Raw genomic sequence first — 23,751 nt, forward strand, 5'->3', positions numbered from 1 at the left:
GGGCCACCCATCCCGGTCGGATACGCCGGATGAACGCGGGTCGAACAAGCGGCATGGCGCGCTTCAAGCCTTGCCCACTTCCGCCCCAAGAACCCCGGCCGTCACCACGAACCCCACGGCCTTGCCCGATATCGGGCAGATTTCTTGCGAAACGGCGCACCCTGCCTCAGGATCTACCGAGTGCACGAGGAACTTGTCGATCACCTGACGCGGACCACCGCCCTGAGCAGGGGCGAGGCGCTGCGGGTGATCCAGGACGTGCTCGCCTACTTCGACGAACCGACGGAGGCGTACGTCCGCCGCCGGCACCGCGAGCTCCAGGGTCAGGGCCTGGTGAACGCGGCGATCTTCGAACAGATCACGGCGGACCTGCGGTACCGGGCGGTGGCCCCGCCGGAGCTCTCGCTCCGGCAGCTCCGCCGCATCGTCTACGGATGAACAGTGCTTCACGCAGAGGGGATTTCACCAACTTATGTGCGGAATTGTCGGTTACATCGGCAAGCGTGACGTGGCGCCGCTGCTCCTGGAGGGCCTGCAGCGCCTGGAGTACCGCGGTTACGACTCCGCGGGCGTCGTCATCACCAGCCCCAAGGCCAGTGGCCTGAAAATGGTCAAGGCCAAGGGCCGCGTCCGTGACCTGGAGGCGAAGGTCCCGGCCCGTTTCAAGGGCACGACCGGCATCGCCCACACCCGCTGGGCCACCCACGGCGCCCCCTCCGACGAGAACGCGCACCCGCACATGTCCGGCGACAACAAGGTCGCCGTCGTGCACAACGGCATCATCGACAACGCCTCCGAGCTGCGCGCCAAGCTGACCGCCGAAGGCGTGGAGTTCCTCTCCGAGACGGACACCGAGGTCCTCACCCACCTCATCGCCCGTTCGCAGCAGTCGGACCTGGAGGACAAGGTCCGCGAGGCGCTCCGCCTGGTCGAGGGCACGTACGGCATCGCGGTCGTGCACGCCGACTTCCCGGACCGCATCGTGGTGGCCCGCAACGGCTCGCCGGTCGTCCTCGGCATCGGCGACAAGGAGATGTTCGTCGCCTCGGACATCGCGGCCCTGGTCTCCCACACCCGCCAGATCGTCACCCTCGACGACGGCGAGATGGCGACGCTGAAGGCCGACGACTTCCGTACGTACACGACGGAGGGCACCCGCACGACGGCCTCCCCCACCACGGTGGAGTGGGAGGCGGCCTCCTACGACATGGGCGGCCACGACACGTACATGCACAAGGAGATCTTCGAGCAGGCCGACGCCGTGGACCGCGTGCTGCGCGGCCGCATCGACGACCGCTTCTCCACGGTGCACCTCGGCGGCCTGAACCTGGACGCCCGCGAGGCCCGGACCGTGCGCCGCGTGAAGATCCTCGGCTGCGGCACCTCGTACCACGCCGGCCTGATCGGCGCCCAGATGATCGAGGAGCTGGCCCGCATCCCCGCGGACGCCGAGCCGGCCTCCGAGTTCCGCTACCGCAACCCGGTCGTCGACCCCGACACCCTCTACATCGCGGTGTCCCAGTCCGGCGAGACGTACGACGTGCTGGCCGCCGTCCAGGAACTGAAGCGCAAGGGCGCGCGGGTCTTCGGCGTGGTCAACGTCGTCGGTTCCGCCATCGCCCGCGAGTCGGACGCCGGCGTCTACGTCCACGCGGGCCCCGAGGTCTGCGTCGTCTCCACCAAGTGCTTCACCAACACCACGGTGGCCTTCGCCCTCCTCGCCCTGCACCTCGGCCGTATCCGCGACCTCTCGGTGGCCGACGGCAAGCGGATCATCGAGGGCCTGCGCAAGCTGCCCGGGCAGATCTCCGAGATCCTCGCCCAGGAGGCGGAGATCAAGAAGATCGCCGAGGAGTACGCGGACGCCCGCTCGATGATGTTCGTCGGCCGCGTCCGGGGCTACCCGGTGGCCCGCGAGGCGTCCCTGAAGCTCAAGGAGGTCTCGTACATCCACGCCGAGGCCTACCCGGCCTCCGAGCTGAAGCACGGCCCCCTCGCGCTCATCGAGCCGGCGCTCCCCACGGTCGCGATCGTCCCGGACGACGACCTGCTGGAGAAGAACCGCGCCGCGATGGAGGAGATCAAGGCCCGCTCCGGCCGCATCCTCGCGGTCGCGCACCAGGAGCAGGAGAAGGCGGACCGCACGATCGTCGTCCCGAAGAACGAGGACGAGCTCGACCCGATCCTGATGGGCATCCCCCTCCAACTCCTCGCCTACCACACGGCATTGGCCCTCGGCCGCGACATCGACAAGCCCCGCAACCTGGCGAAGTCTGTGACGGTGGAGTAGCCACCCGGGGGAGGCTGCGCGCAGCGCATGCCTCAGGGGCGCGGGGAACTGCGCGAGAAGCCCCACCGGCCGTCGGTCGGCGACGGACAGGAACGCGCAGACGCGATTCCGCGCAAACGAACGGGCCCCTTCGCGTGCCACCGGACGCGAAGGGACCCGTTCCCGGAGGGCCGGGGCCGCCCATTGCCCCGGCCCGCAGCTGTCAGCCGGTGGCCGTCACCCCCCGGCCGGCAGCACGCCCAGGAAGCGCCGTCGGCAGCCCGGCCATCGAGGCCGTAGCCCCGTACCAGGCGAGAACGCCACCCGCCGCGGCGAACCAGCCACCGACCTTGGCGAGCCCGTCCGCGTCACCGAACGCGGCGACGGCGAGCAGCAGCAGCGCCACGAACAGCGCCCCGTACGTGCCCCGCACGAACACCCCCGCCCCGGCGGAGCCGAGGGTCAGGCTGAGTGCGAGCAGGGCGAAGAGCAGCAGGAACAGGCCCGCCGCGTTCGCGGACACGGTGTCACCCGCGCCGACGCCCCAGGTGAACCAGAACGCGCCGAGCCCGGCGAAGGCCGTGCCCGTGAAGCCGTCGTCGCGCAGGGCGAGCAGCCCGGCGACGAAGAGGGCGATCCCGCCCACGTAGGTCGCGATCGACACCGCGTCGGCCGCCGTCACGTCGTCGATCACCGCGGTGTGACCGAGACCGAACGCCAACAGGGTGAGTCCTAGAGCGAGTTGACCGAGAGTCGAGACGGACGGGATGGTCGCCGTGCCTCCCGCGGAGACGTCGTTGTCCACAGCGGGCTCCCTTCATGCAAAGTGCGGGTGCTCTGTGCTGTTGTCCAGCGACCGGTATGTACCCTTCACAAGGGCACAAACCACCTCTACGCGCGAGTAGATTTATCCACGGCGGAAAATTCAACAACCTTTCCCAGAAGAAAAGTTGAGGAACCCTCAGCCACATCCCACCTGGGACAGAAGCCAGTTACGGAATGACCACGACGGGCCGCTGCGCACGCCGCGCGAGCCGGCCCGCGACCGAGCCGAAGATCCGCCCGACGAGCCCGTGGGTCGAGCCCACCACGATGGCGTCGGCGGAGTACTCCCGGCCGACCTCCTCCAGCTCGTGGCAGATGTCGCCACCGCGCTCGACGAGGATCCAGGGCACCTCGGACAGATACTCCGCACAGGCGAGTTCCAGGCCGAGGACCTCGGTCCTGTGGTCCGGCACATCCACGAACACGGGCGGCTCACAGCCCGCCCACACGGTGGTCGGCAGCCGGTTCGCGACGTGCACGATGATCAGCCCGGAGCCCGAGCGATGCGCCATGCCGATCGCGTACGCGAGTGCCCGCTCGCTCGATGTGGAGCCGTCGAAGCCGACGACGACGCCGTGCTTGAAGGCGGGGTCACATGCGTGACGTGGTTCTTCGGCCGTCCGGGGGGTCGCCGAAGGGTCGGCGACCTGCCGCTTGCGGCTTTCGGGTTCGGGGAGTTCGTGACCGGCCATGAGTGTCTCGGCGTGTACCTCGTGGGCCTCATAAGAGGGGACTGTTGAGAGGATGACAACTGATCGGCGGAGCTGTGTCCGGGAATCATCTTCCCAACCCCATACCCCCAAGGGTACGGCGACACTCCTCCTCTGCCCAGACTCCGGCCCGCTCTCGGACCTGTACGAATGTGCGCTCCGCAGCGTTCAGGGGAGCATGCACGAGGCCCCGCCCGTATGGCAATGGTTGCTGCCCCGTACAGGCGGTTTGCGCACTCTTGTGGGCTCTCTCCAGGGCGGATCAAGTGACCGGGACGCGGACCGCGCGTTGAACTTCCGAACCAGCTCGACCCAGGGAGCCACAGGGAGCACTCCGTGCCCGGACCGTCCACGACGCACCCGCCCGCCACCACGCGCCGGAGCATTCCGGCACCCGGCCGTACGCCGGAGTCGCACACGCACACGCCCCCTCACGCCCATGACGCGCCACCGGTGGGCGCGGAGGGGGCGGGCGACGTCGTCCGATGGGCCGCGTTCAGCTGCGTCCTGGTGCCGCTCGTCCTCGTCGGGTACGGCATCTCGGCGGCGGGCGCCGCCGGGGCCGCCCTGGGGCTCGCCGCGGTGACCGCGGCCTGCCGGCTACTGCTGAGTCAGTCGGAACGTGGTGCCGCACGGTTGCACACTGAACAATGCTGCGCGCATCGTGGAAGGCACGGCCGAACCGGGTCGGGGGCGCACAGGGGCGGGCACCGGGCCGAGCGTGGTGCGCCGGTGGAGTGACCACTTCCAGCACACCACCCCGTATATTTTCAGCCAACTTCGGCCGGGGGTCCGATCCTTGCTGTCGGCTGCCTCCAACCCCCGTTCCAGCAGGGCTGAAAGGGCCGTAAAACCCTCGTGCACCCTACGGGGACCGGCCACTGAGTTGAGGCGTACTTCCCAGCAACGCCCGTGAGTGCAACGCTTCGTGATCGAATGCTTCACGCCAAGTTGCCATGTCGACAATGTGCCAGGTCTTTAACTGGTCACAGGGGCAGCCAGGGACACAGTAGATTCGATCATGACTGGTCGAGTTTTTGGCGGCGGGGGACTTCAGCAGGACCGAGGGGAAACGTGCAGGAGCGAACAGCCCGTCAAAGTATTGAGGGAGCCGCGATCACCGAGGGGGGCTTAGCAGGATGAGCCACGACTCCACCACTGCGCCGGAGGCGGCGGCTCGCAAGCTGTCAGGGCGCCGGCGACGCGAGATCGTCGCGGTGCTGCTGTTCAGCGGCGGACCCATCTTCGAGAGTTCCATTCCGCTCTCCGTGTTCGGAATCGACCGTCAGGACGCAGGAGTTCCTCGCTACCGGTTGCTCGTGTGCGCCGGTGAAGAGGGGCCTTTGCGGACCACCGGCGGACTGGAACTCACCGCGCCTCATGGGCTCGAGGCGATCTCGCGGGCGGGCACGGTCGTCGTGCCGGCCTGGCGGTCGATCACCTCACCGCCCCCGGAGGAGGCGCTGGACGCCATTCGTCGCGCCCATGAGGAGGGCGCGCGCATCGTCGGCCTGTGCACCGGCGCGTTCGTACTCGCCGCGGCAGGCCTGCTCGACGGCCGCCCGGCGACGACGCACTGGATGTACGCGCCGACGCTCGCCAAGCGCTATCCGTCGGTCCATGTGGACCCGCGCGAGCTCTTCGTGGACGACGGCGACGTACTGACGAGTGCCGGCACCGCGGCCGGCATCGACCTGTGTCTGCACATCGTGCGCACGGACCACGGCAACGAGGCGGCCGGAGCGCTCGCCCGCCGCCTGGTGGTCCCGCCGCGCCGCAGCGGCGGACAGGAGCGCTATCTCGACCGGTCGCTGCCCGAGGAGATCGGCGCGGACCCGCTGGCCGAGGTCGTCGCCTGGGCGCTGGAGCATTTACACGAGCAGTTCGACGTGGAGACGCTCGCCGCCCGCGCGTACATGAGCCGCCGCACCTTCGACCGCCGCTTCCGGTCGCTGACGGGGTCCGCCCCGCTCCAGTGGCTGATCACGCAGCGGGTCCTGCAGGCGCAGCGGCTGCTCGAGACGTCCGACTACTCCGTGGACGAGGTCGCGGGGCGCTGCGGGTTCCGCTCTCCCGTCGCGCTGCGCGGGCACTTCCGGCGGCAGCTGGGCTCGTCCCCGGCCGCGTACCGGGCGGCGTACCGGGCGCGCAGGCCACAGACGGGCGAAGGCCCGGGGTCGAACGGCAGCGGCGGGCATCCGGGGAAGCTCTCGGAGAAGCCGTCCGTCGAGCTCACCTCCGTGCCGGGGCCCGTCGACCGGGACCCCGCGGGGGCCCAGGGCCCGGGTCCGGTGCCCACCCAGTCCCGGCGGACCGCCGCGGCCTCGTCACCGCTGGGCGCCCACGCGGCGGCCCTGCAGACGGGACCCGGGGGGCCGACGGGGCACACGGAGGGCGGCAAACCGCCGTCCGACGCGTTCGCGCCGGGGCGGGCGAGCCTGCCCGGACCGCGGACGGCTCCGTAGCAACAGGTTCACGAGCTGACGCCCGTCGTCTGCCAGCGAGAAGGTCTGCCCCGTAGGGTTGTCCGTATGAACGATCGCATGGTGTGGATCGACTGCGAGATGACCGGACTCTCGCTGGCGAACGACGCGCTCATCGAGGTGGCCGCACTGGTCACCGACTCGGAGCTGAACGTACTCGGCGACGGAGTGGACATCGTGATCCGCCCGCCGGACGAGGCCCTGGAACAGATGCCCGAGGTGGTGCGCACCATGCACACCGCCTCGGGTCTCCTCGACGAGCTGGCGGGCGGCACGACGCTCGCGGACGCCGAGGAGCAGGTTCTGGCTTACGTACGTGAACACGTCAAGGACGCGGGCAAGGCCCCGCTGTGCGGGAACTCGGTCGGTACCGACCGCGGATTCCTGCTGCGTGACATGCCGACGCTGGAGGACTACCTCCACTACCGGATCGTCGATGTGTCCTCGGTCAAGGAACTGGCCCGCCGCTGGTACCCGAGGGCGTACTTCAACAGTCCGGAGAAGAACGGCAACCACCGGGCGCTCGCCGACATCCGCGAGTCCATCGCGGAGCTGCGCTACTACCGCGAGGCGGTCTTCGTCCCGCAGCCCGGGCCCGACTCCGAGACCGCGAAGAGCATCGCCGCAAAGCACGTCCTGCCTGCGGAGTAACCGCTCCCAGGCCCGCTCGTACAGGGTCCGGGCCCCCTTGAGGACGGGGGTGCGAAAAGGGGTGCGCGAGCACCCCTTCGGACCCTGTACACTTTTTCTCGGCCGGTCGGAAGAACGACAAACGACCGGACATGGTGGGTGTAGCTCAGTTGGTAGAGCACCTGGTTGTGGTCCAGGTGGCCGCGGGTTCAAGTCCCGTCACTCACCCTGAAGGGTCGAAGGCCCCGGTTCGGAAGAACCGGGGCCTTCGGTGTTTCCGGGTGCCGCGGCCGCCCGCGGCTCCCTACGAGGACGCCCGGATCACCAGCTCCGTCGGCAGCACCAGGTGCCGCTCCGCGCCCCGGCGGGCCGAGGAGCGCTTGCCCTCGGCGGCCAGCGCGATCTCGTCCAGGAGGAGCTCGGTCATCGCCCGGCCCATGTCGCGGGTGGGCTGGCGCACGCTGGTCAGACCCGGCTCCAGATGGCGGGCGATCATCGAGTCGTCGAAGCCGACCAGGGAGACGTCGTCGGGGATCCGGCGGCCGGCCTCGCGCAGCACCTGACGGGCCCCGGAGGCCATCAGGTCGGAGCAGGCGAAGACCGCGTCAAGCCCGGGGCTGCGTTCAAGAAGATCAGTCATGCAGCGCCGGCCGCCCTCCTCGGTGAAGTCTCCGTAGGCCACCAGTTTCTCGTCGTACGCGATACCCGAGGCGGTCAGTTCGTCCTCGTAGCCGACGAGTCGCCGCTGGGCGCCGTACACGTCGAGCGGGCCGGTGATGATCGCGATCGAGCGCCGGCCGCGGGAGACCAGGTGCTCGATCGCCGAGCGGGCGCCCGCGTAGTTGTCGGTGTCGACCGAGGGCAGCGGCTCGTCGGCGGAGCGGGGGCCGCTGATCACCGTGGGAATGTCCATCTGCAGGAGGCGGTCGGCGAGCGGGTCGTCGGAGTGGACGGAGACGAGGAGAACACCGTCGACACGGTGGGCCGCGAGGTAGGAGGCGAGCTTGTCCCGCTCCCGCTCACCGCGGGCGAACGTGAGCAGAAGTTGCAGGTTGGACTCGGCGAGGGCCATGCCGACACCGCCGACCATGCCGGAGAAGTACGGCTCGGAGAAGAACCGGGACTCCGCCTCGGGGACCACCACGGCTATGGAGTCCGTGCGGTTCGCGGCGAGGGCGCGGGCCGCCGTGTTCGGGACGTAGCCGAGCTCGGCGATGGCCTCCTCGACCGAGGCGCGGGTGGCCGCGCTGACCCGCGGCGACCCGTTGATCACCCGGGAGACGGTGCCCCGGCCGACACCGGCCCGGGCCGCGACCTCCTCCAGCGTCGGACGCCTGCCGTGAGTGCCGTGAGCCACCATGGCTTCTACCTCCCCGAGTCTCCCGCGGAATCTAACAGCCCGATAACCGCGGCGACTTGTCGCCGTCACACATCTTGACACCCACCGTCCGAGGCGCGAATCTTCAACTCATCACGGATGGGAGCGCTCCCACCGTATCTGCTCCTTACATACCCTGCACACTCCCCCGCCCGAGCCGCAGCACGAAGAACGGGCCCAGCAAGGCAGTTGGCCGGGGCACAGCACGTCAGAGCAACCGAAGCTTTTGGAGGACGCAATGCGCACTTCGGGCAACTCCCGCGGCCGCACCCGCCGCACCGCACTGGCCACCGCCGCAGGCGTCGCCGCCGCCGCACTCCTCGCCACCGGATGCAGCGCCAGCGACGACACCGACTCGGACTCGGGCTCGGCCGGCGGCAAGATCACGCTGCATGTGGGCACGTTCGGCACGTTCGGCTTCGACAACGGCAAGGACAGCGCCAAGCTCTACGCCGCGTACGAGAAGCTCCACCCGAACATCAAGATCGTCGAGGACCACACCACCGACGGCCAGAAGTACTGGGACACCCTCAAGCTGCGGATGTCCCGCAACAGCGGTCTCGCCGACATCCAGGCCATCGAGATCGGCTACATCGCCGAGGCCACGAGCCCGACCATGGCGAGCAAGTGGGAGGACCTGAAGAAGGCCGACAGCGCCCACGTCTCGGACTTCCTCGACTTCAAGACCAAGCAGGCCACGACGGCCGACGGCAAGACGATCGGCTTCGGCACCGACATCGGTCCGATGGCCGTCTGTTACAACAAGGACCTCTTCAAGAAGGCCGGCCTGCCCACGGACCGCGACCAGGTCGCCAAGCTGTGGCAGGGCGACTGGTCGAAGTTCATCGACGTCGCGGCCGACTACAAGAAGAAGGCGCCGAGCGGCACCGTCTTCACCGACTCCGCGAGCGGTCTGTTCAACGCGGTGCTCTCCAGCCAGCCCGAGCAGTACTCCGACAGCAGCGGCAAGCTGATCTACGACAGCAGCGCCGGTGTGAAGACCGCGTGGAACCTGGCCGTCAAGGCCGCGCAGGACGGCTACACCGCCAAGCTGCGCCAGTTCGACGAGAAGGGCACCTGGGCCGCCGGGTTCAAGAACTCCAAGTTCGCGACCGTGGCCTGCCCGAGCTGGATGCTCGGCCAGATCCAGAGCCAGGCGGGCGACAGCAACAAGGGCAAGTGGGACGTCGCCCTGCCCCCGCAGAACGGCAACTGGGGCGGTTCCTTCCTCGGCGTCCCGGCCTCCGGCAAGCACGTCAAGGAAGCCACCGAGCTGGCCGCGTGGCTGACGAGCGCGGCGCAGCAGGAGAAGGTCTTCACGGCGCTGGGCAACATCCCGTCCACGAAGGACGGCCTGGCCTCCGACACCGTGAAGAACGCCAAGGTCGACTACTACGGCGACACCCCGGTCGGCCAGATCTACTCGAAGATCGCGGCGGGTATCCAGTCGGCGCCGATCGGCGCCCACGACGGCCAGGTGAAGACCTTCCTGACCGACAACGGCATCCTCGACGTCGAGCAGCGGGGCACGGACCCCAAGAAGGCGTGGGACAACGTCAAGAAGCTGGTCGACGACAAGATCGAGCAGTGACGGACGGCCGTTGACGTCGGTCCCGGCGCCCGCTCCGGCCGGGCGCCGGGACCGCACCACGGCCCGCATCCCACAGCAATGCACCACCACCGAACCGGAAGGAAAGCCCGCGTGGCCACCTCCGTCAAGGCGGACGCCGGCGGCAGCCCGCCGTCCGCCCCTCCCTCCGCCGCACCGGTCCAGCGGCCCGCCCCATCGACCTGGCGCAGCAGGATCTACCGCTGGGACCTCAAAGGGTCCCCGTACGCCTTCATCGCTCCGTTCTTCCTCTGCTTCGCGGCCTTCGGCCTCTTCCCGCTGATCTACACGGGCTGGCTCTCGCTGCACAGCGTCCAGCTCGGCGCGGAGGACCAGGCCTCATGGGTGGGTTTCGAGAACTACACCCGGCTCCTCGACAGCGAGTTCTTCTGGCGCGCGCTGTCCAACACCTTCACCATCGGTGTGATCTCGACCGTTCCGCAGCTCCTGATGGCCCTCGGCCTCGCGCATCTGCTCAACTCCAAGATGCGTGGGCGCGCCTTCCTGCGGATCGCGGTCCTCACCCCGTACGCCACCTCGATCGCCGCGGCCACGCTGGTCTTCGCCCAGCTGTTCAACACCGACTACGGCATGATCAACTCGCTGCTCGACGTCTTCGGGCTCGGCCCGGTCCAGTGGGAGTCGTCCAAGTGGCCCGCGCAGATCGCCATTTCGACGATCGTGACCTGGCGCTGGACCGGTTACAACGCGCTCATCTACCTGGCCGCGATGCAGGCCGTGCCGAACGACCTCTATGAGGCGGCCGCCCTCGACGGGGCCTCCCGCTGGCGGCAGTTCATCTCCGTGACCATCCCCTCGATCCGCCCGACGATCCTGTTCACCATCATCGTGTCGACCATCGGTGCCACCCAGCTGTTCGGTGAGCCGATGCTGTACGGCGGCAGCGTCGGTATAGGCGGCGGCAGCGGCGGGCAGTACCAGACGCTCTCGCTGCTCATGTACCAGACCGGCTGGACCAACAACTCCCTGGGCCGGGCCTCGGCCATCGCCTGGGTGATGCTGCTGATCCTGCTGCTCGTCGGCGCCCTGCAGGCGCTCGCGGCCCGCCGCAACCGCACGAAGCTGGGAGGCTGACCCATGACCGTCCAACTCCCGGCGCCCCCCGCGGCGCGCCGCCGTCGCTTCGCACCCGGCGCGGGCGACCAGCGCAAGGCAGGACCGCTCGCGTACGTGCTGCTGATCGTGGCGGCCTTCGTCTCCCTGTTCCCGCTGTACTGGAACGTGGTGGCGGCCTCGCACGACAGCACGCGGGTGCAGCAGGCACCGGCGCCGCTGCTGCCCGGCTCGCACCTGCTGGAGAACCTGGACGTCGCGTGGAACCAGGTCCACATGGGTGTGGCCCTGGTCAACACGACGGTGGTGGCGAGCGTGATCAGCGCCAGCACGGTGCTGTTCGCGACGCTGGCCGGCTTCGCCTTCGCCAAGCTGCACTTCAAGGGCCGCAACATGCTGCTCGCGCTGGTCGTGGCCACCATGACGGTGCCGCCCCAGCTCACCGTCATCCCGCTGTACCAGATCATCACGGACCTGCGGTGGACGGACACCCTGCAAGCGGTGATCATGCCGTCGCTGGTCGCGGCCTTCGGTGTGTTCTTCATGCGTCAGTACCTCGTCGAGGCGCTGCCGGTGGAGCTCGTCGAGGCGGCCCGGGTGGACGGCGCGAACAGCCTGCGGGTCATCTGGCACGTGGTGTTCCCCGTGGCCCGGCCCGCGATGGCCGTGCTCGCGATGCTCACCTTCGTACAGGCGTGGAACGACTTCTTCTGGCCCTTCATCGTGCTCACCGACACGGGTACCCCCACGCTCCAGGTCTCCCTGGCGAACCTCGGTGCGGGCAACCACACCGTGGACACCGCGGTCGTGCTGACCGGTGCGCTGATCTCCACGGTCCCGCTGCTGGTGGTCTTCGCCTTCCTCGGCAAGCACATCGTGGGCGGCATCACGGCGGGCGCGGTCAAGAGCTGACCGCCGCCTTCCGTGCCCGTGCGACCGACACCGGTGGGAGCGCTTCCATGACCCAGGCTCCCCGCCCGTGTCCGCACCGCACCGGACCGGACCGGCGCCGCTGACCGCCCCGCCCGGCGCCGGGCCGAACCCCGTCTCCGCCCCGGACCGACCCGGGCGGGGACGGGGCCCCTCGGCAGCGCCGCCGATGCCCCTTGCCCTGACGTCCCGTCAATTCCCCCTGCTCGAAATTACGTTGGGAGCACTCCCTATGACCACCACGAACCACACCACCCCCACCGGCACCGCGACCACCACCGCCCCCACGGCAGCGACTCGCTTCCCCGCCGGGTTTCTCTGGGGGTCGGCCACCGCCTCGTACCAGATCGAGGGCGCCGTGCGGGAGGACGGGCGCACCCCGTCGATCTGGGACACGTTCAGCCACACGCCGGGCAAGGTGCTGAACGGTGACACCGGCGATGTCGCCGTGGACCACTATCACCGGTGGCGCGACGACGTACGGCTCATGGCCGACCTGGGACTGACCTCCTACCGCTTCTCCGTGGCCTGGCCGCGGGTGCAGCCGACCGGGCGCGGGCCCGCCGTGCAGCGCGGGCTCGACTTCTACCGGGGGCTCGCCGACGAGCTGCTCGCGCACGGGATCAAGCCCGTGGTGACCCTGTACCACTGGGACCTGCCGCAGGAGCTGGAGAGCGCGGGCGGCTGGCCGGAGCGGGAGACCGCCTACCGGTTCGCGGAGTACGCGGGGATCGTCGGCGAGGCGCTCGGGGACCGTGTCGAGCAGTGGGTGACCCTCAACGAGCCCTGGTGCAGCGCCTTCCTGGGGTACGGCTCCGGGGTGCACGCCCCCGGCCGCACCGACCCGGTCGCCGCCCTGCGCGCCGCGCACCACCTCAACCTCGGCCACGGGCTGGCCACTTCGGCCCTGCGCTCCACTCTCCCCGCCCGCGCGAACATCGGCATCAGCCTCAACCCGAGTGTGGTCAGGGCGCTCACCGACGACCCCGCGGACGTGGACGCCAAGCGCCGGATCGACGCGCTCGCCAATCGCGTCTTCACCGGGCCGCTGCTGAAGGGCGCCTACCCCGAGGACCTGCTCGCCGACACCGCGCGTCTGACGGACTGGTCCTTCGTGCAGGACGGGGACACCGCGCTCATTCACCAGCCCCTCGACTTCATCGGTCTGAACTACTACACGCCGGCCATCGTCTCGGCCCCCCGAGCCGAGCGCACCGGGCCCAGCCTGGACGGGCACGGTGCCAGCGAGCACTCCCCCTGGCCGGGTGCGGAGGACATCGACTTCCACCACGTGAACGACGACGTCACCGCGATGAACTGGCCGGTGGATCCGACCGGTCTCTCGGACCTTCTCCTTGATTACACCGCTCAGGCCCCCGGGGTTCCGCTCTACGTGACGGAGAACGGCGCCGCGTACGAGGACAAGGTCGTGGACGGCGCCGTCCACGACCCCGACCGCATCCGCTACCTGCACGCGCACCTGGCCGCCGTGCACGACGCGATCGCCCGGGGCGCCGACGTCCGCGGTTACTTCCTCTGGTCGCTGCTCGACAACTTCGAGTGGGCGTACGGGTACAGCAAGCGGTTCGGCGCGGTCTACGTCGACTACGAGACCCAGACCCGTATCCCGAAGTCCAGCGCGACCTGGTACTCCGAGGTCGCGCGGAGCGGTGGACTGCCCGCACAGGACTGAACCGAGCGCACCCGGGCCGGTGTGCCGCTCTCCCACTCGCGTGGCGGAGCGGCACACCGGCCCTTATTTTTCCTCTATGCCAGATATGTCATGCATGTCCGATCACGAGACCAGCTGAGTCGCCATGGGCGTACTCAAGGACCACCCGGAACTCGTCCTGTTCGCGAGCCTCGCGCTCGGCTACCTCGTCGGGAAGCTGCGCGTGGGTCCGCTCACCCTGGGCGGCATCTGCGGCACCCTGATCGTCTCGCTGCTCCTCGGCGCCTGGACCAAGGCGCAGGTCTCCGACGACGTGAAGACGGTGTTCTTCGCCCTGTTCATCTTCGCGCTCGGCTACATGGCCGGGCCGCAGTTCTTCCGCAACCTCAACAAGAAGTCGCTGCGCTTCTTCGTGCTCTGCGGCATCGAACTGGTCTGCGTCCTCGGCATCGCCTTCGGCCTCGCCAAGTGGTTCGACCTGGACGTCGGCACGGCCTCCGGCATCCTGGCCGGCGCGGCCACCGAGTCGGCCGTCGTCGGTACGGCGACCGAGTCCATCGGCAAGCTGAGCAATCTGACCGCCGCGCAGATCACCGAGTACCAGGGCAACGTCGCCACCGCGTACACCGTCTGCTACCTCTTCGGCCTGATCACGATCGTGCTCTACACCAGCCAGATCATGCCGATGCTGCTCCGCATCAACCTGCGCGACGCCGCCCGCGACCTGTGGGAGCGCACGCGCAGCAGCGGCAGCCTGGAGGCGGACGAGCGGCCGTCGCTGCCGGGCATGGTCGGCCGTACGTACCTGGTGACGACCGCGGACGGACGGACCCTCGCCGATCTGCAGTCGAGCCTCGGCGATCGGGTCACCGTGGAGTCGGTCAAGCGCGGCAGCAAGATCGTCGACCCCGCGCCGGACCTCGAACTCACCCTCTCCGACCTGGTGCTCCTCGTGGGCCGCCGGGCCGCCGTCATCGACGCGGGCCGGATCATCGGCCCCGAGACCCCGGGCGTGCCCGGCCTCGACTCGCCGCTGGCCAGCCGCGAGGTCTCGGTCACCGACAAGTCGCTGGACGGCCTGACGGTCGACGAGCTGCAGAAGGCGAACCCCGAGTTCTACCGGGACGGCGTCTACGTCACCGACATCACCCGCGGCGACCAGGACCTGCCCGCCAACGGCGACACGGTGCTGCACCGCGGCGACGTGCTCACCCTGGTGGGCGCACGCTCGGGCCTGAACAAGCTGGTCGCCAAGATCGGCTCGGTGGTCAAGAACGACGCCACCGACTTCATCTACCTGGGCCTCGGCATCGCGGCCGGTTCGCTGCTCGGCCAGATCGTGGTCAAGTTCGGCGACGTGCCGCTGTCCCTCGGGACCGGCGGCGGCTGTCTGATCTCGGGCCTGCTCTTCGGCTGGTTCCGCTCCCGGTCGCAGACCTTCGGCGCGTTCCCGCCGCAGGCCGCGTCCACGATCAAGGACATGGGGCTCGCGGTCTTCATCGCCTGCACCGGCCTGGTGTCGGGACCGCAGGCCTGGCCGCTGCTCAAGGAGTACGGGGCGCTGCTGCCGTTCGCCGGGATCGCGATGGTGCTGGTCCCCGCGACGCTGTCACTGATCATCGGCCGCAAGCTCCTCAAGATCGAGAAACCGCTGCTGATCGGCGCCATCGCGGGACAGCAGTGCTCGACCCCCGCGATCACCGCGGTCACCCAGGTGGCGCAGTCGTCGGTGCCGATGCTCGGCTACACGATCACCTACGCGCTCTCCAACTTCCTGCTCCCCCTGACGGGTCCCGTGCTCGTCGGCGTACTAGGCCACTGAGAGGACGGCGAGGTCAGCAGTGATCGACTTCCTCAACCGGAACATCTTCCAGCCCTATCCGGAACTCCTGATCTTCATCACGGTCGCCTTCGGCTTCCTGCTCGGGAAGATCCGCTACAAGGCCATCGCGCTCGGCGCGGTCACCGGCTGTCTGGTCGCGGGGCTGCTGCTCGGCGCCTGGTCGGGCGTCCAGATCAACGGCACGGTGAAGAGCCTGTTCTTCATCATGTTCTTGTTCGCCCTCGGCTACAAGGTCGGCCCGCAGTTCTTCCGCGGCCTCAAGAAGGACGGCCTGCCGCAGGTCCTGAACGCCATCGTCGTCTGTGTCTCGGGCCTGCTGATCTGCTGGATCTTCGCGGCGATGCTCGGCTACGGGCCGGGTCTCTCGGCCGGCCTGCTCGGCGGCGCGCTCACCCAGTCGGCCGTGATCGGTGTCGCGCAGGACGCCATCGGCACCCTGCCGGGTCTGTCCTCCGCCGCGGCCAAGAACGAGGAGAACCTCGTCGCCATCGGCTACGCGGTGACGTACCCCCTCGGCACGATCCTGTGCGCGATGCTGCTCGCCAACATCCTGCCGAAGCTCTACAAGAAGGACCTCGCCGCCGAATCGGCCCTCATGGCGAAGGAGCTGGACGCCCCGGACAACGACCCGGACCTCGCCGAGGGCTACTACGAGGTGGTCCTGCGCGCGTACACGATCCAGCGCCCCGACATCGTCGGCCGCACCATCGACGACTTCGAGAAGCAGCAGCAGGAGCTCGGCCACCGCATCTACATCACGCGGGTGCGCCGTGACGGCGAGATCCTCGACCACGACCAGCGGACGGCGCTGCGCGAGGGCGACATCGTGGCGCTGAGCGCGCTGCGCGGTTCGCTGGTCGAGTACGACGCCCGGACCCACATCGGCGGCGAGACCGACGACGTGGAACTGCTCGGCTACCAGACCGAGTCGCTGCACGTCGTCGCCTCGGAGAAGGCCCAACTCGGCAAGACCGTCGCCGAGTTGCGCAGGGAGCCCTTCATGGTCGGCGTCTACATCGACAAGATCTACCGCTCGGGCGCCGAGTTCCCGTACCGCCTCTCCACGACGATCGAGCGCGGCGACACCCTGATCCTCACCGGTCCGAAGCGGCTCGTGGACCCGGCGGGCAAGGAGATCGGCAAGCCGGTCCCCACCTCGTTCGCCACCGACATGATCTGGGTCGGCCTCGGCATCTTCCTCGGCGGCTGCCTCGGCATCCCGGCGCTCACCGTCTCCGGCGTCCCGATCTCGCTGTCCACCTCGGGCGGCGCGCTCATCATGGGCCTGGTCTTCGGCTGGATCCGCGGCAAGTACCCGACGTACGGCAACGTACCGCCCGGCGCCCAGTGGTTCATGGACACGCTCGGCCTGTGCATGTTCGTCGCGATCGTCGGCATCAACGCGGGCCCGAGCTTCACCTCCGGCCTCTCCGAGGCGGGCTGGGGCCTGCTGATCTTCGGCGCGATCGCCACCGTGATCCCGCTGATCATCGGCTTCCTCTTCGGCCACTACGTCCAGAAGATCCGCTTCCCGATCCTGATGGGCGTCCTCGCGGGCGGCCAGACCACCACCGCGGCGATCGGCGCGATCAACGAGGCGTCGAGATCCCAGGTCCCCACCCTCGGCTACACGATCCCGTACGCCGTCGGAAACGTCCTGCTGACCATCTGGGGCGCTGTGATCGTCCTCCTCCAGCACTGACCCCCCTGCCGTAAGGAATGACGCGCATGACGAAGACGACCTTCACCCGCGAACAGATCCAGCAGTACGCCCAGCTCTCCCCCTTCGAGCTGAAGAACATCTTCATCGACCTCGCCCAGAAGGCGCAGGCCGACAAGCCGGGCCAGAAGGAGAAGTCCAGCGCCCAGATGCTCAACGCTGGCCGCGGCAACCCGAACTGGATCGCCACCGGCCCCCGTGAGGCGTACTACGCGCTCGGCTACTTCGCGCTGGAGGAGTCGCGCCGGGTGTGGCACGGCGACAACCTCGGCGGCATGCCGGAGAAGAAGGGCGCGTACGAGCGCTTCGACACGTTCGTGCGGCAGAACCCCTCCCTGCCGGGCATCGAGATGCTCGCCCAGTGCGTGCAGCACGGCATCCAGCGGTTCGGCTTCGACAAGGACGAGTTCGTCCACGAGCTGACGGACGGCATCACCGGCGACAACTACCCGGTGCCCGACCGGATGCTGACCTGCGGCGAGCAGGTGGTGCGCGGCTATCTCGCGGACGAGATGTTCGACAAGAAGCCCCCGGCGGACAACCTCTCGGTCTTCGCGACCGAGGGCGGCACGGCGGCCATGTGCTACATCTTCGACTCCCTCATGAAGAACGGGCTGCTCAAGAAGGGCGACAAGATCGCCCTGATGGTCCCGGTCTTCACTCCGTACATCGAGATCGCCGAACTCCCCACCTACGACTTCGACGTCACGTACGTCTCGGCCAGCAACTTCGCCGAGGCGGGCGTGCGCGAGTGGCGTTACCCGGAGGAGGAGGTCGCCAAGCTGGAGGACCCGGACATCAAGCTGGTCTGTCTGGTCAACCCCTCCAACCCGCCGTCGCTGGCGCTGAGTTCGCGGGTCGCGAACCAGATCAAGGACATCGTCGCGAAGAAGAACCCGAACCTGCTCATCGTCACGGACGACGTGTACGGCACGTTCGTGGAGGGCTTCCGGTCGATCGCCGCGGACCTGCCCAGGAACACGCTGCTCGTGTACTCGTACTCCAAGCACTACGGCTGCACCGGCTGGCGGCTCGGGGTCATCGGCCTGCACGACGACAACATCATCGACGAGATGATCGCGGCGCTCCCCCAGGAGGAGAAGGACCGCCTCAACAAGCGGTACGGGTCGCTGACGCTGGAACCCGAGAAGATCAAGTTCATCGACCGGCTGGTCGCGGACTCGCGGCAGGTGGCGCTCAACCACACCGCGGGGCTCTCCCTCCCGCAGCAGGTCATGATGACGCTCTTCTCCCTCTTCAACATGCTGGAGGAGGGCCAGGCGTACAAGCACAAGATCCGCGCCATCGTCCACCAGCGCCTCGACCTGCTCCTCGAAGGCGCCCAGATGAAGATCAGCAACGACCCCCAGCGGGCGGGCTACTACATCGAACTGGACCTCCTGGCCGAGGCCGAGCGGGTCAACGGCAAGGAGTTCGCGGACTATCTGGAGCAGAACTACGAGCCGGTCGACCCGCTGTTCCGCCTCGCCGAGCAGACGGGCGTGGTCCTGCTGAACGGCGGCGGCTTCGAGGGCCCGGAGTGGTCGGTCCGCGTCTCGCTGGCCAACCTCGACGACCTGGACTACCTGAAGATCGGCCACCACCTGCGGGAGATCTTCAACGCGTACACGGAGGAGTGGCGGGCGGCGTCCTCCTAGCCCCACCGGAACCGAACCCGAAGCCCGGCGGAACGGACGTCACATTCCGCCGGGCTTTCGCGTCGTACAGGGCATGGACGCGATGATGAGTGAGCGGCGCCGGCTGACCGGGCTCGCCTACCGGCTGCTCGGCTCGCTGGCCGACGCCGAGGACGTGGTGCAGGAGACGTACAGCCGCTGGTACGCGATGCCCCGCGAGCGGCAGGACACCATCGAGTCGCCCGGGGCGTGGCTGATGAAGGTCGCCGGGCGGATCTGCCTGGACCAGCTGCGCTCGGCGCGGGTGCGGCGGGAGAGCTACGTGGGCGAGTGGATCCCGGAGCCGGTGCCCGGCGGCGGGTGGGGCGACGTCGGCGGCGTGACGGACCCCGCGGACCGGGTCACCCTCGACGAGTCGATCAGCATGGCGTTCCTCGTCGTACTGGAGTCGATGACCCCGGCCGAGCGCGTCGCGTTCGTGCTGCACGACGTGTTCCGCTACCCGTTCCCCGAGGTCGCGCAGATCGTCGGACGCTCCCCCGCGGCCTGCCGCCAGCTGGCCGTGTCGGCCCGGCGGCGGGTGCGGGGCGCCCGGCCCCCGGCGGCCATGGAGGCCGAACACGCCGCGGTGGTACGGGACTTCAAGGCGGCCTGGGACGCCAAGGACATCCGGGCCCTGATCGGGCTGCTCGCCCCCGACGTCACGGCGGTCGGCGACGGCGGCGGTGTCGTCTCGGCGCTGCTGCACCCGGTCGAGGGCGGCGAGCCGGTCGCGCAGTACTTCATGATGCTGTCCGAGCGGGTGCCGGGACTGACGGTCGAGGAGCGCACCGTCAACGGTCAGCCCGGCTTCGTGCTCCAGGCGTCCGGGGCCCTCGCCGCCGTGATGGCCTTCGACGTGGCGGACGGCAGGATCCGGAACATCTGGACGGTACGCAATCCGGAGAAGCTGCGGCCGTGGAGCGCGGAACCGGCATGACAGCAGCCCCGGCCGGGTGGGGGGATGGGGGTCCGGCCGGGGCTGTTGCCCCCGTTGCGGAGATGGCTCAAGAAGCCTTGCTGAAGGCTCAGTTGAAGGCCGCGAACGCCTTCTGGAAGGCGTTCGCCGACTGCTCGACCGAGGAGCAGGTCGGCTGCGCCGAGTTCGAGGCGCCGCCCTCGCACTGCTTGTCGCGGGTGGCGGACCACATCGACAGGCCGCCCAGGCCCTTCTCCTTGGCGAAGGAGACGAGCTGCGTGGCGTCGTCGACCTTGAAGACCTCGGACGAGACGTCGTTGACGCCGATCATCGGGGTGATCGCCACGGCCTTCCAGGCGGCCGCGTCGGACAGGCCGAGGGCGCTCTTGAGCTGGGCCTGCGTGGCGGTCGCGGCCTGCTCGGCGTAGGTGCCCATGTCGCCGCTGTAGGAGGCGCCGTAGTCCATCGCCATGATGTTGACGAGGTCGGCCTTCGCCCCGTTCTCCTTGGCGTTCTTCAGGAAGTTCACGCCGTCGGAGGTCAGGCCCTCCGGCATCACGGGGAGCGTGAAGGAGACGTTCAGGTCCGCGTTGTTCTTCTGCAGCGTCGCGATCGCCTTGGCACGTTCGGTGTTCGCGGCCGTGTCCGGCAGCGCGCCGCCCTCGACGTCGAAGTCGACCTTGGTGAGCTTGAACTGGTCGATGACCTTCTGGTACGCCGCCGCCAGGTCGGAGGCGGAGGAGCAGGCCTGCGCCAGCTCGGTGCCGGAGGCGCCGCCGAAGGAGACCCGCACGTCTCCGCCCGCGGACCTCAAGTCACCGATCTGCGCGGCTACTTCGTCGCTGCCGAGGTCGGTGACGCCGCCCCACTTCGGGGCGCAGGAGCCGCCGGAGGTGATGAAGGCGAGGGTGTACTCCTTGACGCCGGTGGCCTTGGAGGACGACACCAGGTCGAACTTCGGGTACAGCGACGTGTCGACGTACGGGGCGAAGCCGGCGCCGCTCGCGGTGGAGCCGGAGCCCGTTCCGGAGGTGGAGCTCTGCGAAGGGCTCGCCGTGGCCGTCTCGGTGGGCTCGGCGCTCTGCGACGCGGAGGCGGAGGCGGTCGGCGACGGCGAGGCGGTGGCCGACCCGGTCGGGCGGCCGCTCGGCTCGGGCGTCGCCCCGTCGTCCACGGAGCACTTGGTGTCGTCGATGAGGCAGCCGCTCGGGTCGGCGTCGCCGGAGACGACGAAGCCGATGGTCGCGGACTTGCCCGCGGCGATGCCCTGCTTGTCCCAGGAGGCGGGGGTGACGGTGACGTGCTGCCCGTCGGTCTTCGACTCGGCGTTCCACAGCGAGCTGAGCCTGGTCCCCGCCGGCAGGTCGAACTCCAGGGTCCAGTCGGACCGGGCCTTGTCGGTGTCGTTCGTGATGACGTACTGGCCGGTGTAGCCGCCGGACCAGCTGCTGGTCTTGGTGTACGCGGCGCCCACCGAGGCCGCCGAGGCGGTCGACGTGAAGAAGAACGCGCCGCCGCCCACGACGGCCGCGGCGACGACGCCGCCTATCGCCTTGTTCCTGCCGCTGATCCTGGAGCGCCGGTGCGTGCTGCTCATCACGTGCCTGCCTTAGCTGTGCGAGGGGGGTGTTGGGGGTGCGGCAGCACGCTAGCGATCTCGAACCCGTCAATTCGGGCAAGAGGGAAGGAGCTTGAGGATCTTAGGGTTGGCTTAAGGAAGGGATCGGGAGCGATTAAAGGTCGAGACCAGTCCTTTACGTTCCCGGCCGCGATGTCCGCGTCCGCGGCGGACCTCACCGGGGGCCCGGCCGGCCCGCTGGTCGAGCTGCACCCAGATCCGCACCTCTGTGCCGCCGAGCACGGACGAGCCGATGCGCACGTCGCCGCCGGTCGACTCGGCGAGGCGGCGCACGATGTCCAGGCCGAGCCCGGTCGAGCCGTCGCTGCCGGAACCGCGGCCGCGGGCCATCGCCGCCTCCGGGTCGAGGATGCCGGGGCCGGCGTCGGACACGAGCACGATCACCGCGTCCTCGCCGCTGTGCACGTCGACGGCGAAGGCGGTGCCCTCGGGGGTGTGCCGGAAGACGTTGCCGAGCAGCGCGTCGAGCGCGGCCGCCAACTCCCCGCGGGCGACCGGGATCCGGACCGGCCGGTCCACCCCGGCGACCCGCACCTTGCGCCCCTCGTCCTCGGCGAGCGCGGACCAGAAGGCCATGCGCTCACGGATCACCTCGGCGGCGTCGCAGCCGGCTCCGGGCCCGGCCGCGGCGGTCTGCGGCTTCGCGTCCCGGGCGGTGCGGATGATGGTGTCGACCTCGCGCTCCAGCTGCTCGACGGCGACCCGGGTCTGCTCGGCGGCGGGCCCGTCCCCCAGCGATGCGGCGTTCAGCCGCAGCACGGTGAGCGGCGTCCGCAGGCGGTGCGAGAGATCGGCGGCCAACTCCCGCTCGTTCGCGAGGAGTTGTACGACCTGGTCGGCCATGGAGTTGAACGCGACGGCGGCGAGGCGGAGTTCGGTCGGCCCGTCCTCGGGGACGCGCGCGCCGAGCTTGCCCTCCCCCAGGTCGTGCGCGGCGCCGACCAGCCGCTTGGCGGGCTGCACCATGCGCACGCCGAGCCGGTCGGCGACGGCCACGGACCCGATGATCAGGGCGATCCCGACCCCCGCGAGGACCACCCAGGCGGTGGTGACGCCGTTGGTGACCTCGGCCTCGGGGACGTAGACCTCGACGACCGCGATCTTCGTGGTGCTGACCGCGATCGGCTGCAGCCAGACCGAGCCGCCGGGCACGGTCTCGACGGTGGCCCGCCGGATGTCGTCGAGGCGGCCCTCCTCGACCCGCAGTTCGCCGAGCCGGATGGCGGGGTTGCCGCCGTCGGCCGGGACGTAGATCGACATCCGGTCCCCGTCGCCGGTCTGCGCGGTGGCGAGGGCGCGGGCGAGCTGGTCGCGGTCGGTGGTGACGGAGAGGGTCGGGCCGAGGGCGGCCGCGGTCCGCTCGGCGTTGGAGAAGGCCCGGTCGCGGGCCATCTCCTTGATGACGAGCCCGAGCGGGATGGCGAACGCGACGACGACCATGGTGGTGACGGCCAGGCAGACCTTGACGAGCGCCCACCTCACGGCGCGTGCTCCGGCCTCGGCGGCTCGAGCTTCACACCGACGCCGCGCAGGGTGTGCAGATAGCGCGGCCGCGCGGCCGTTTCGCCCAACTTCCTTCGCAGCCACGACAGATGTACGTCGATGGTCTGGTCGTCCCCGTAACTCTGCTGCCACACCTCGGCGAGGAGCTCCTTGCGGGCGACGACGACACCGGGGCGCCCGGCGAGGAACGCCAGCAGGTCGAACTCGCGCCGGGTCAGGTCGAGCGGCGCCCCGTCCAGGTCGGCCTGGCGGCGCAGCGGGTCGATGGAGAGCCCGCCGACCTGGATGAGCCGGGACGGCGGCTCGGCACCGGCGCTCCCCCGGGCACGCCGCAGCACGGCGGCCATCCGGGCGGACAGGTGCTCGGGCGAGAAGGGCTTGGTGAGGTAGTCGTCGGCCCCGTCGTTGAGGAGCCGCACTATCTCCGCCTCGTCGTCCCGCGCCGTGGCGATGATCACGGGTACGTCGGTGATTCCGCGCAGCATCTTCAGCGCCTCGGCCCCGTCCAGGTCGGGCAGACCGAGGTCGAGGATCACCACGTCGAACCGGAAATGGGCGACCTCGCGCAGCGCCTCCAGCGCGGTGCCGACGCTGCGCACGGTGTGTGCGGCGTCGGCAAGGTGCCGGATGAGGGCTGAGCGTACGAACTGGTCGTCCTCGACCACGAGCACACTTGCCATGGGCGGCACCGTACGCCATCCGAACGTTCTCGGCCCTCTTGCGGGTGACAGTGGACCGTGCGGGACAGCGGTGGCGGGTGTGGTGCAGTATGGCCCGCGATGCCATCGACGTTGCAGCCACCACCATCGCCGCCGACCGCGGATTCGCCGGGCTCGTCGCAGACCGCGCGGCCCGTACGCCGCGGCCTGGT

At 69.5% G+C, this 23,751-nt stretch carries 18 protein-coding genes and 1 tRNA gene; 13 read left to right on the forward strand and 6 right to left on the reverse strand.

Annotated features, from left to right (window positions below):
• Positions 1–180: 180 nt before the first annotated feature.
• Together B072_RS0119840 and glmS are read left to right on the forward strand one after the other, a co-directional pair.
• Complete coding sequence (locus B072_RS0119840) at positions 181–438, forward strand: hypothetical protein (protein ID WP_018531721.1); 258 nt, start codon at positions 181–183, stop codon at positions 436–438.
• A gap of 34 nt (positions 439–472) precedes the next feature.
• Entirely contained in the window at positions 473–2,290 is a 1,818-nt protein-coding gene (gene glmS, locus B072_RS0119845) for a glutamine--fructose-6-phosphate transaminase (isomerizing) (RefSeq protein ID WP_018531722.1), read from the forward strand.
• 202 nt (positions 2,291–2,492) lie between these two features.
• Here glmS and B072_RS0119850 read toward each other — a convergent pair whose 3' ends face one another.
• Both B072_RS0119850 and B072_RS0119855 read right to left on the reverse strand, forming a co-directional pair.
• Positions 2,493–3,074: a GPR1/FUN34/YaaH family transporter gene (locus tag B072_RS0119850; RefSeq protein WP_018531723.1), complete on the reverse strand. Its 582-nt coding sequence runs from the start codon at positions 3,072–3,074 to the stop codon at positions 2,493–2,495.
• A gap of 187 nt (positions 3,075–3,261) precedes the next feature.
• Positions 3,262–3,786, reverse strand: coding sequence for a universal stress protein (locus tag B072_RS0119855; protein ID WP_018531724.1), 525 nt, complete (start codon positions 3,784–3,786; stop codon positions 3,262–3,264).
• Between the two features lie 1,157 nt (positions 3,787–4,943).
• Between B072_RS0119855 and B072_RS0119865 the strand changes: the two genes are divergently transcribed.
• The 3 genes from B072_RS0119865 (at position 4,944) to B072_RS0119875 (ending at position 7,145) form a co-directional block, all read left to right on the forward strand.
• Positions 4,944–6,269, forward strand: a complete 1,326-nt coding sequence (locus B072_RS0119865) for a GlxA family transcriptional regulator (protein ID WP_018531726.1) — start codon at positions 4,944–4,946, stop codon at positions 6,267–6,269.
• Between the two features lie 66 nt (positions 6,270–6,335).
• Positions 6,336–6,938 (forward strand): oligoribonuclease, encoded by a 603-nt coding sequence (orn, locus tag B072_RS0119870; protein WP_043244246.1) that lies wholly within the window; start codon positions 6,336–6,338, stop codon positions 6,936–6,938.
• Positions 6,939–7,072: 134 nt separating this feature from the next.
• Positions 7,073–7,145 (forward strand) — tRNA-His (locus B072_RS0119875).
• 76 nt (positions 7,146–7,221) lie between these two features.
• Here the strand turns inward: B072_RS0119875 and B072_RS0119885 are convergent.
• The gene (locus tag B072_RS0119885; protein ID WP_018531728.1) at positions 7,222–8,277 is read right to left on the reverse strand and encodes a LacI family DNA-binding transcriptional regulator; all 1,056 of its coding nucleotides are present in this window, start codon (positions 8,275–8,277) and stop codon (positions 7,222–7,224) included.
• Positions 8,278–8,533: 256 nt separating this feature from the next.
• On the opposite strand from B072_RS0119885, the gene B072_RS0119890 reads away from it, so the two are divergent.
• From B072_RS0119890 to sigJ, 8 genes are all read left to right on the forward strand, one after another.
• A complete protein-coding gene (locus tag B072_RS0119890; protein WP_018531729.1) occupies positions 8,534–9,886 on the forward strand; it encodes an ABC transporter substrate-binding protein in 1,353 nt (450 codons plus the stop codon).
• A 111-nt stretch (positions 9,887–9,997) separates the two neighbouring features.
• A complete protein-coding gene (locus tag B072_RS0119895; protein WP_018531730.1) occupies positions 9,998–10,999 on the forward strand; it encodes a carbohydrate ABC transporter permease in 1,002 nt (333 codons plus the stop codon).
• 3 nt (positions 11,000–11,002) lie between these two features.
• Positions 11,003–11,890: a carbohydrate ABC transporter permease gene (locus B072_RS0119900; protein ID WP_018531731.1), complete on the forward strand. Its 888-nt coding sequence runs from the start codon at positions 11,003–11,005 to the stop codon at positions 11,888–11,890.
• Between the two features lie 250 nt (positions 11,891–12,140).
• The gene (locus tag B072_RS0119905; RefSeq protein WP_018531732.1) at positions 12,141–13,601 is read left to right on the forward strand and encodes a GH1 family beta-glucosidase; all 1,461 of its coding nucleotides are present in this window, start codon (positions 12,141–12,143) and stop codon (positions 13,599–13,601) included.
• Between the two features lie 124 nt (positions 13,602–13,725).
• Positions 13,726–15,402 (forward strand): aspartate-alanine antiporter, encoded by a 1,677-nt coding sequence (gene aspT, locus B072_RS0119910; RefSeq protein ID WP_018531733.1) that lies wholly within the window; start codon positions 13,726–13,728, stop codon positions 15,400–15,402.
• A gap of 19 nt (positions 15,403–15,421) precedes the next feature.
• Positions 15,422–17,125: an aspartate-alanine antiporter gene (gene aspT, locus B072_RS0119915; RefSeq protein WP_018531734.1), complete on the forward strand. Its 1,704-nt coding sequence runs from the start codon at positions 15,422–15,424 to the stop codon at positions 17,123–17,125.
• A gap of 26 nt (positions 17,126–17,151) precedes the next feature.
• Positions 17,152–18,801 (forward strand): bifunctional aspartate transaminase/aspartate 4-decarboxylase, encoded by a 1,650-nt coding sequence (locus B072_RS0119920; protein WP_018531735.1) that lies wholly within the window; start codon positions 17,152–17,154, stop codon positions 18,799–18,801.
• 82 nt (positions 18,802–18,883) lie between these two features.
• Entirely contained in the window at positions 18,884–19,759 is an 876-nt protein-coding gene (sigJ, locus tag B072_RS0119925; RefSeq protein WP_018531736.1) for an RNA polymerase sigma factor SigJ, read from the forward strand.
• An 88-nt stretch (positions 19,760–19,847) separates the two neighbouring features.
• Here sigJ and B072_RS0119930 read toward each other — a convergent pair whose 3' ends face one another.
• The 3 genes from B072_RS0119930 to B072_RS0119940 all read right to left on the reverse strand — a co-directional run bounded on the left by B072_RS0119930 (position 19,848) and on the right by B072_RS0119940 (position 23,560).
• Entirely contained in the window at positions 19,848–21,335 is a 1,488-nt protein-coding gene (locus B072_RS0119930) for a cellulose binding domain-containing protein (protein WP_018531737.1), read from the reverse strand.
• Between the two features lie 114 nt (positions 21,336–21,449).
• Positions 21,450–22,859, reverse strand: a complete 1,410-nt coding sequence (locus B072_RS0119935; protein ID WP_018531738.1) for a sensor histidine kinase — start codon at positions 22,857–22,859, stop codon at positions 21,450–21,452.
• Entirely contained in the window at positions 22,856–23,560 is a 705-nt protein-coding gene (locus B072_RS0119940) for a response regulator transcription factor (RefSeq protein ID WP_018531739.1), read from the reverse strand. Before B072_RS0119940 ends, B072_RS0119935 begins: the two co-directional genes overlap by 4 nt.
• Positions 23,561–23,751 lie beyond the last annotated feature (191 nt).

The organism is Streptomyces sp. HmicA12 (genome assembly GCF_000373565.1).
In the GTDB taxonomy this organism is placed as follows: Bacteria; Actinomycetota; Actinomycetes; order Streptomycetales; family Streptomycetaceae; genus Streptomyces.

Excerpts from the sequence above, each read along its gene's own strand:
- glmS (WP_018531722.1), top strand. The coding sequence starts at position 473 with ATGTGCGGAATTGTCGGTTACATCGGCAAGCGTGACGTGGCGCCGCTG.
- B072_RS0119855 (WP_018531724.1), bottom strand. The coding sequence starts at position 3,786 with ATGGCCGGTCACGAACTCCCCGAACCCGAAAGCCGCAAGCGGCAGGTC.
- B072_RS0119865 (WP_018531726.1), top strand. The coding sequence starts at position 4,944 with ATGAGCCACGACTCCACCACTGCGCCGGAGGCGGCGGCTCGCAAGCTG.
- orn (WP_043244246.1), top strand. The coding sequence starts at position 6,336 with ATGAACGATCGCATGGTGTGGATCGACTGCGAGATGACCGGACTCTCG.
- B072_RS0119885 (WP_018531728.1), bottom strand. The coding sequence starts at position 8,277 with ATGGTGGCTCACGGCACTCACGGCAGGCGTCCGACGCTGGAGGAGGTC.
- B072_RS0119890 (WP_018531729.1), top strand. The coding sequence starts at position 8,534 with ATGCGCACTTCGGGCAACTCCCGCGGCCGCACCCGCCGCACCGCACTG.
- B072_RS0119900 (WP_018531731.1), top strand. The coding sequence starts at position 11,003 with ATGACCGTCCAACTCCCGGCGCCCCCCGCGGCGCGCCGCCGTCGCTTC.
- B072_RS0119905 (WP_018531732.1), top strand. The coding sequence starts at position 12,141 with ATGACCACCACGAACCACACCACCCCCACCGGCACCGCGACCACCACC.
- aspT (WP_018531733.1), top strand. The coding sequence starts at position 13,726 with ATGGGCGTACTCAAGGACCACCCGGAACTCGTCCTGTTCGCGAGCCTC.
- B072_RS0119920 (WP_018531735.1), top strand. The coding sequence starts at position 17,152 with ATGACGAAGACGACCTTCACCCGCGAACAGATCCAGCAGTACGCCCAG.
- sigJ (WP_018531736.1), top strand. The coding sequence starts at position 18,884 with ATGATGAGTGAGCGGCGCCGGCTGACCGGGCTCGCCTACCGGCTGCTC.
- B072_RS0119930 (WP_018531737.1), bottom strand. The coding sequence starts at position 21,335 with ATGAGCAGCACGCACCGGCGCTCCAGGATCAGCGGCAGGAACAAGGCG.
- B072_RS0119940 (WP_018531739.1), bottom strand. The coding sequence starts at position 23,560 with ATGGCAAGTGTGCTCGTGGTCGAGGACGACCAGTTCGTACGCTCAGCC.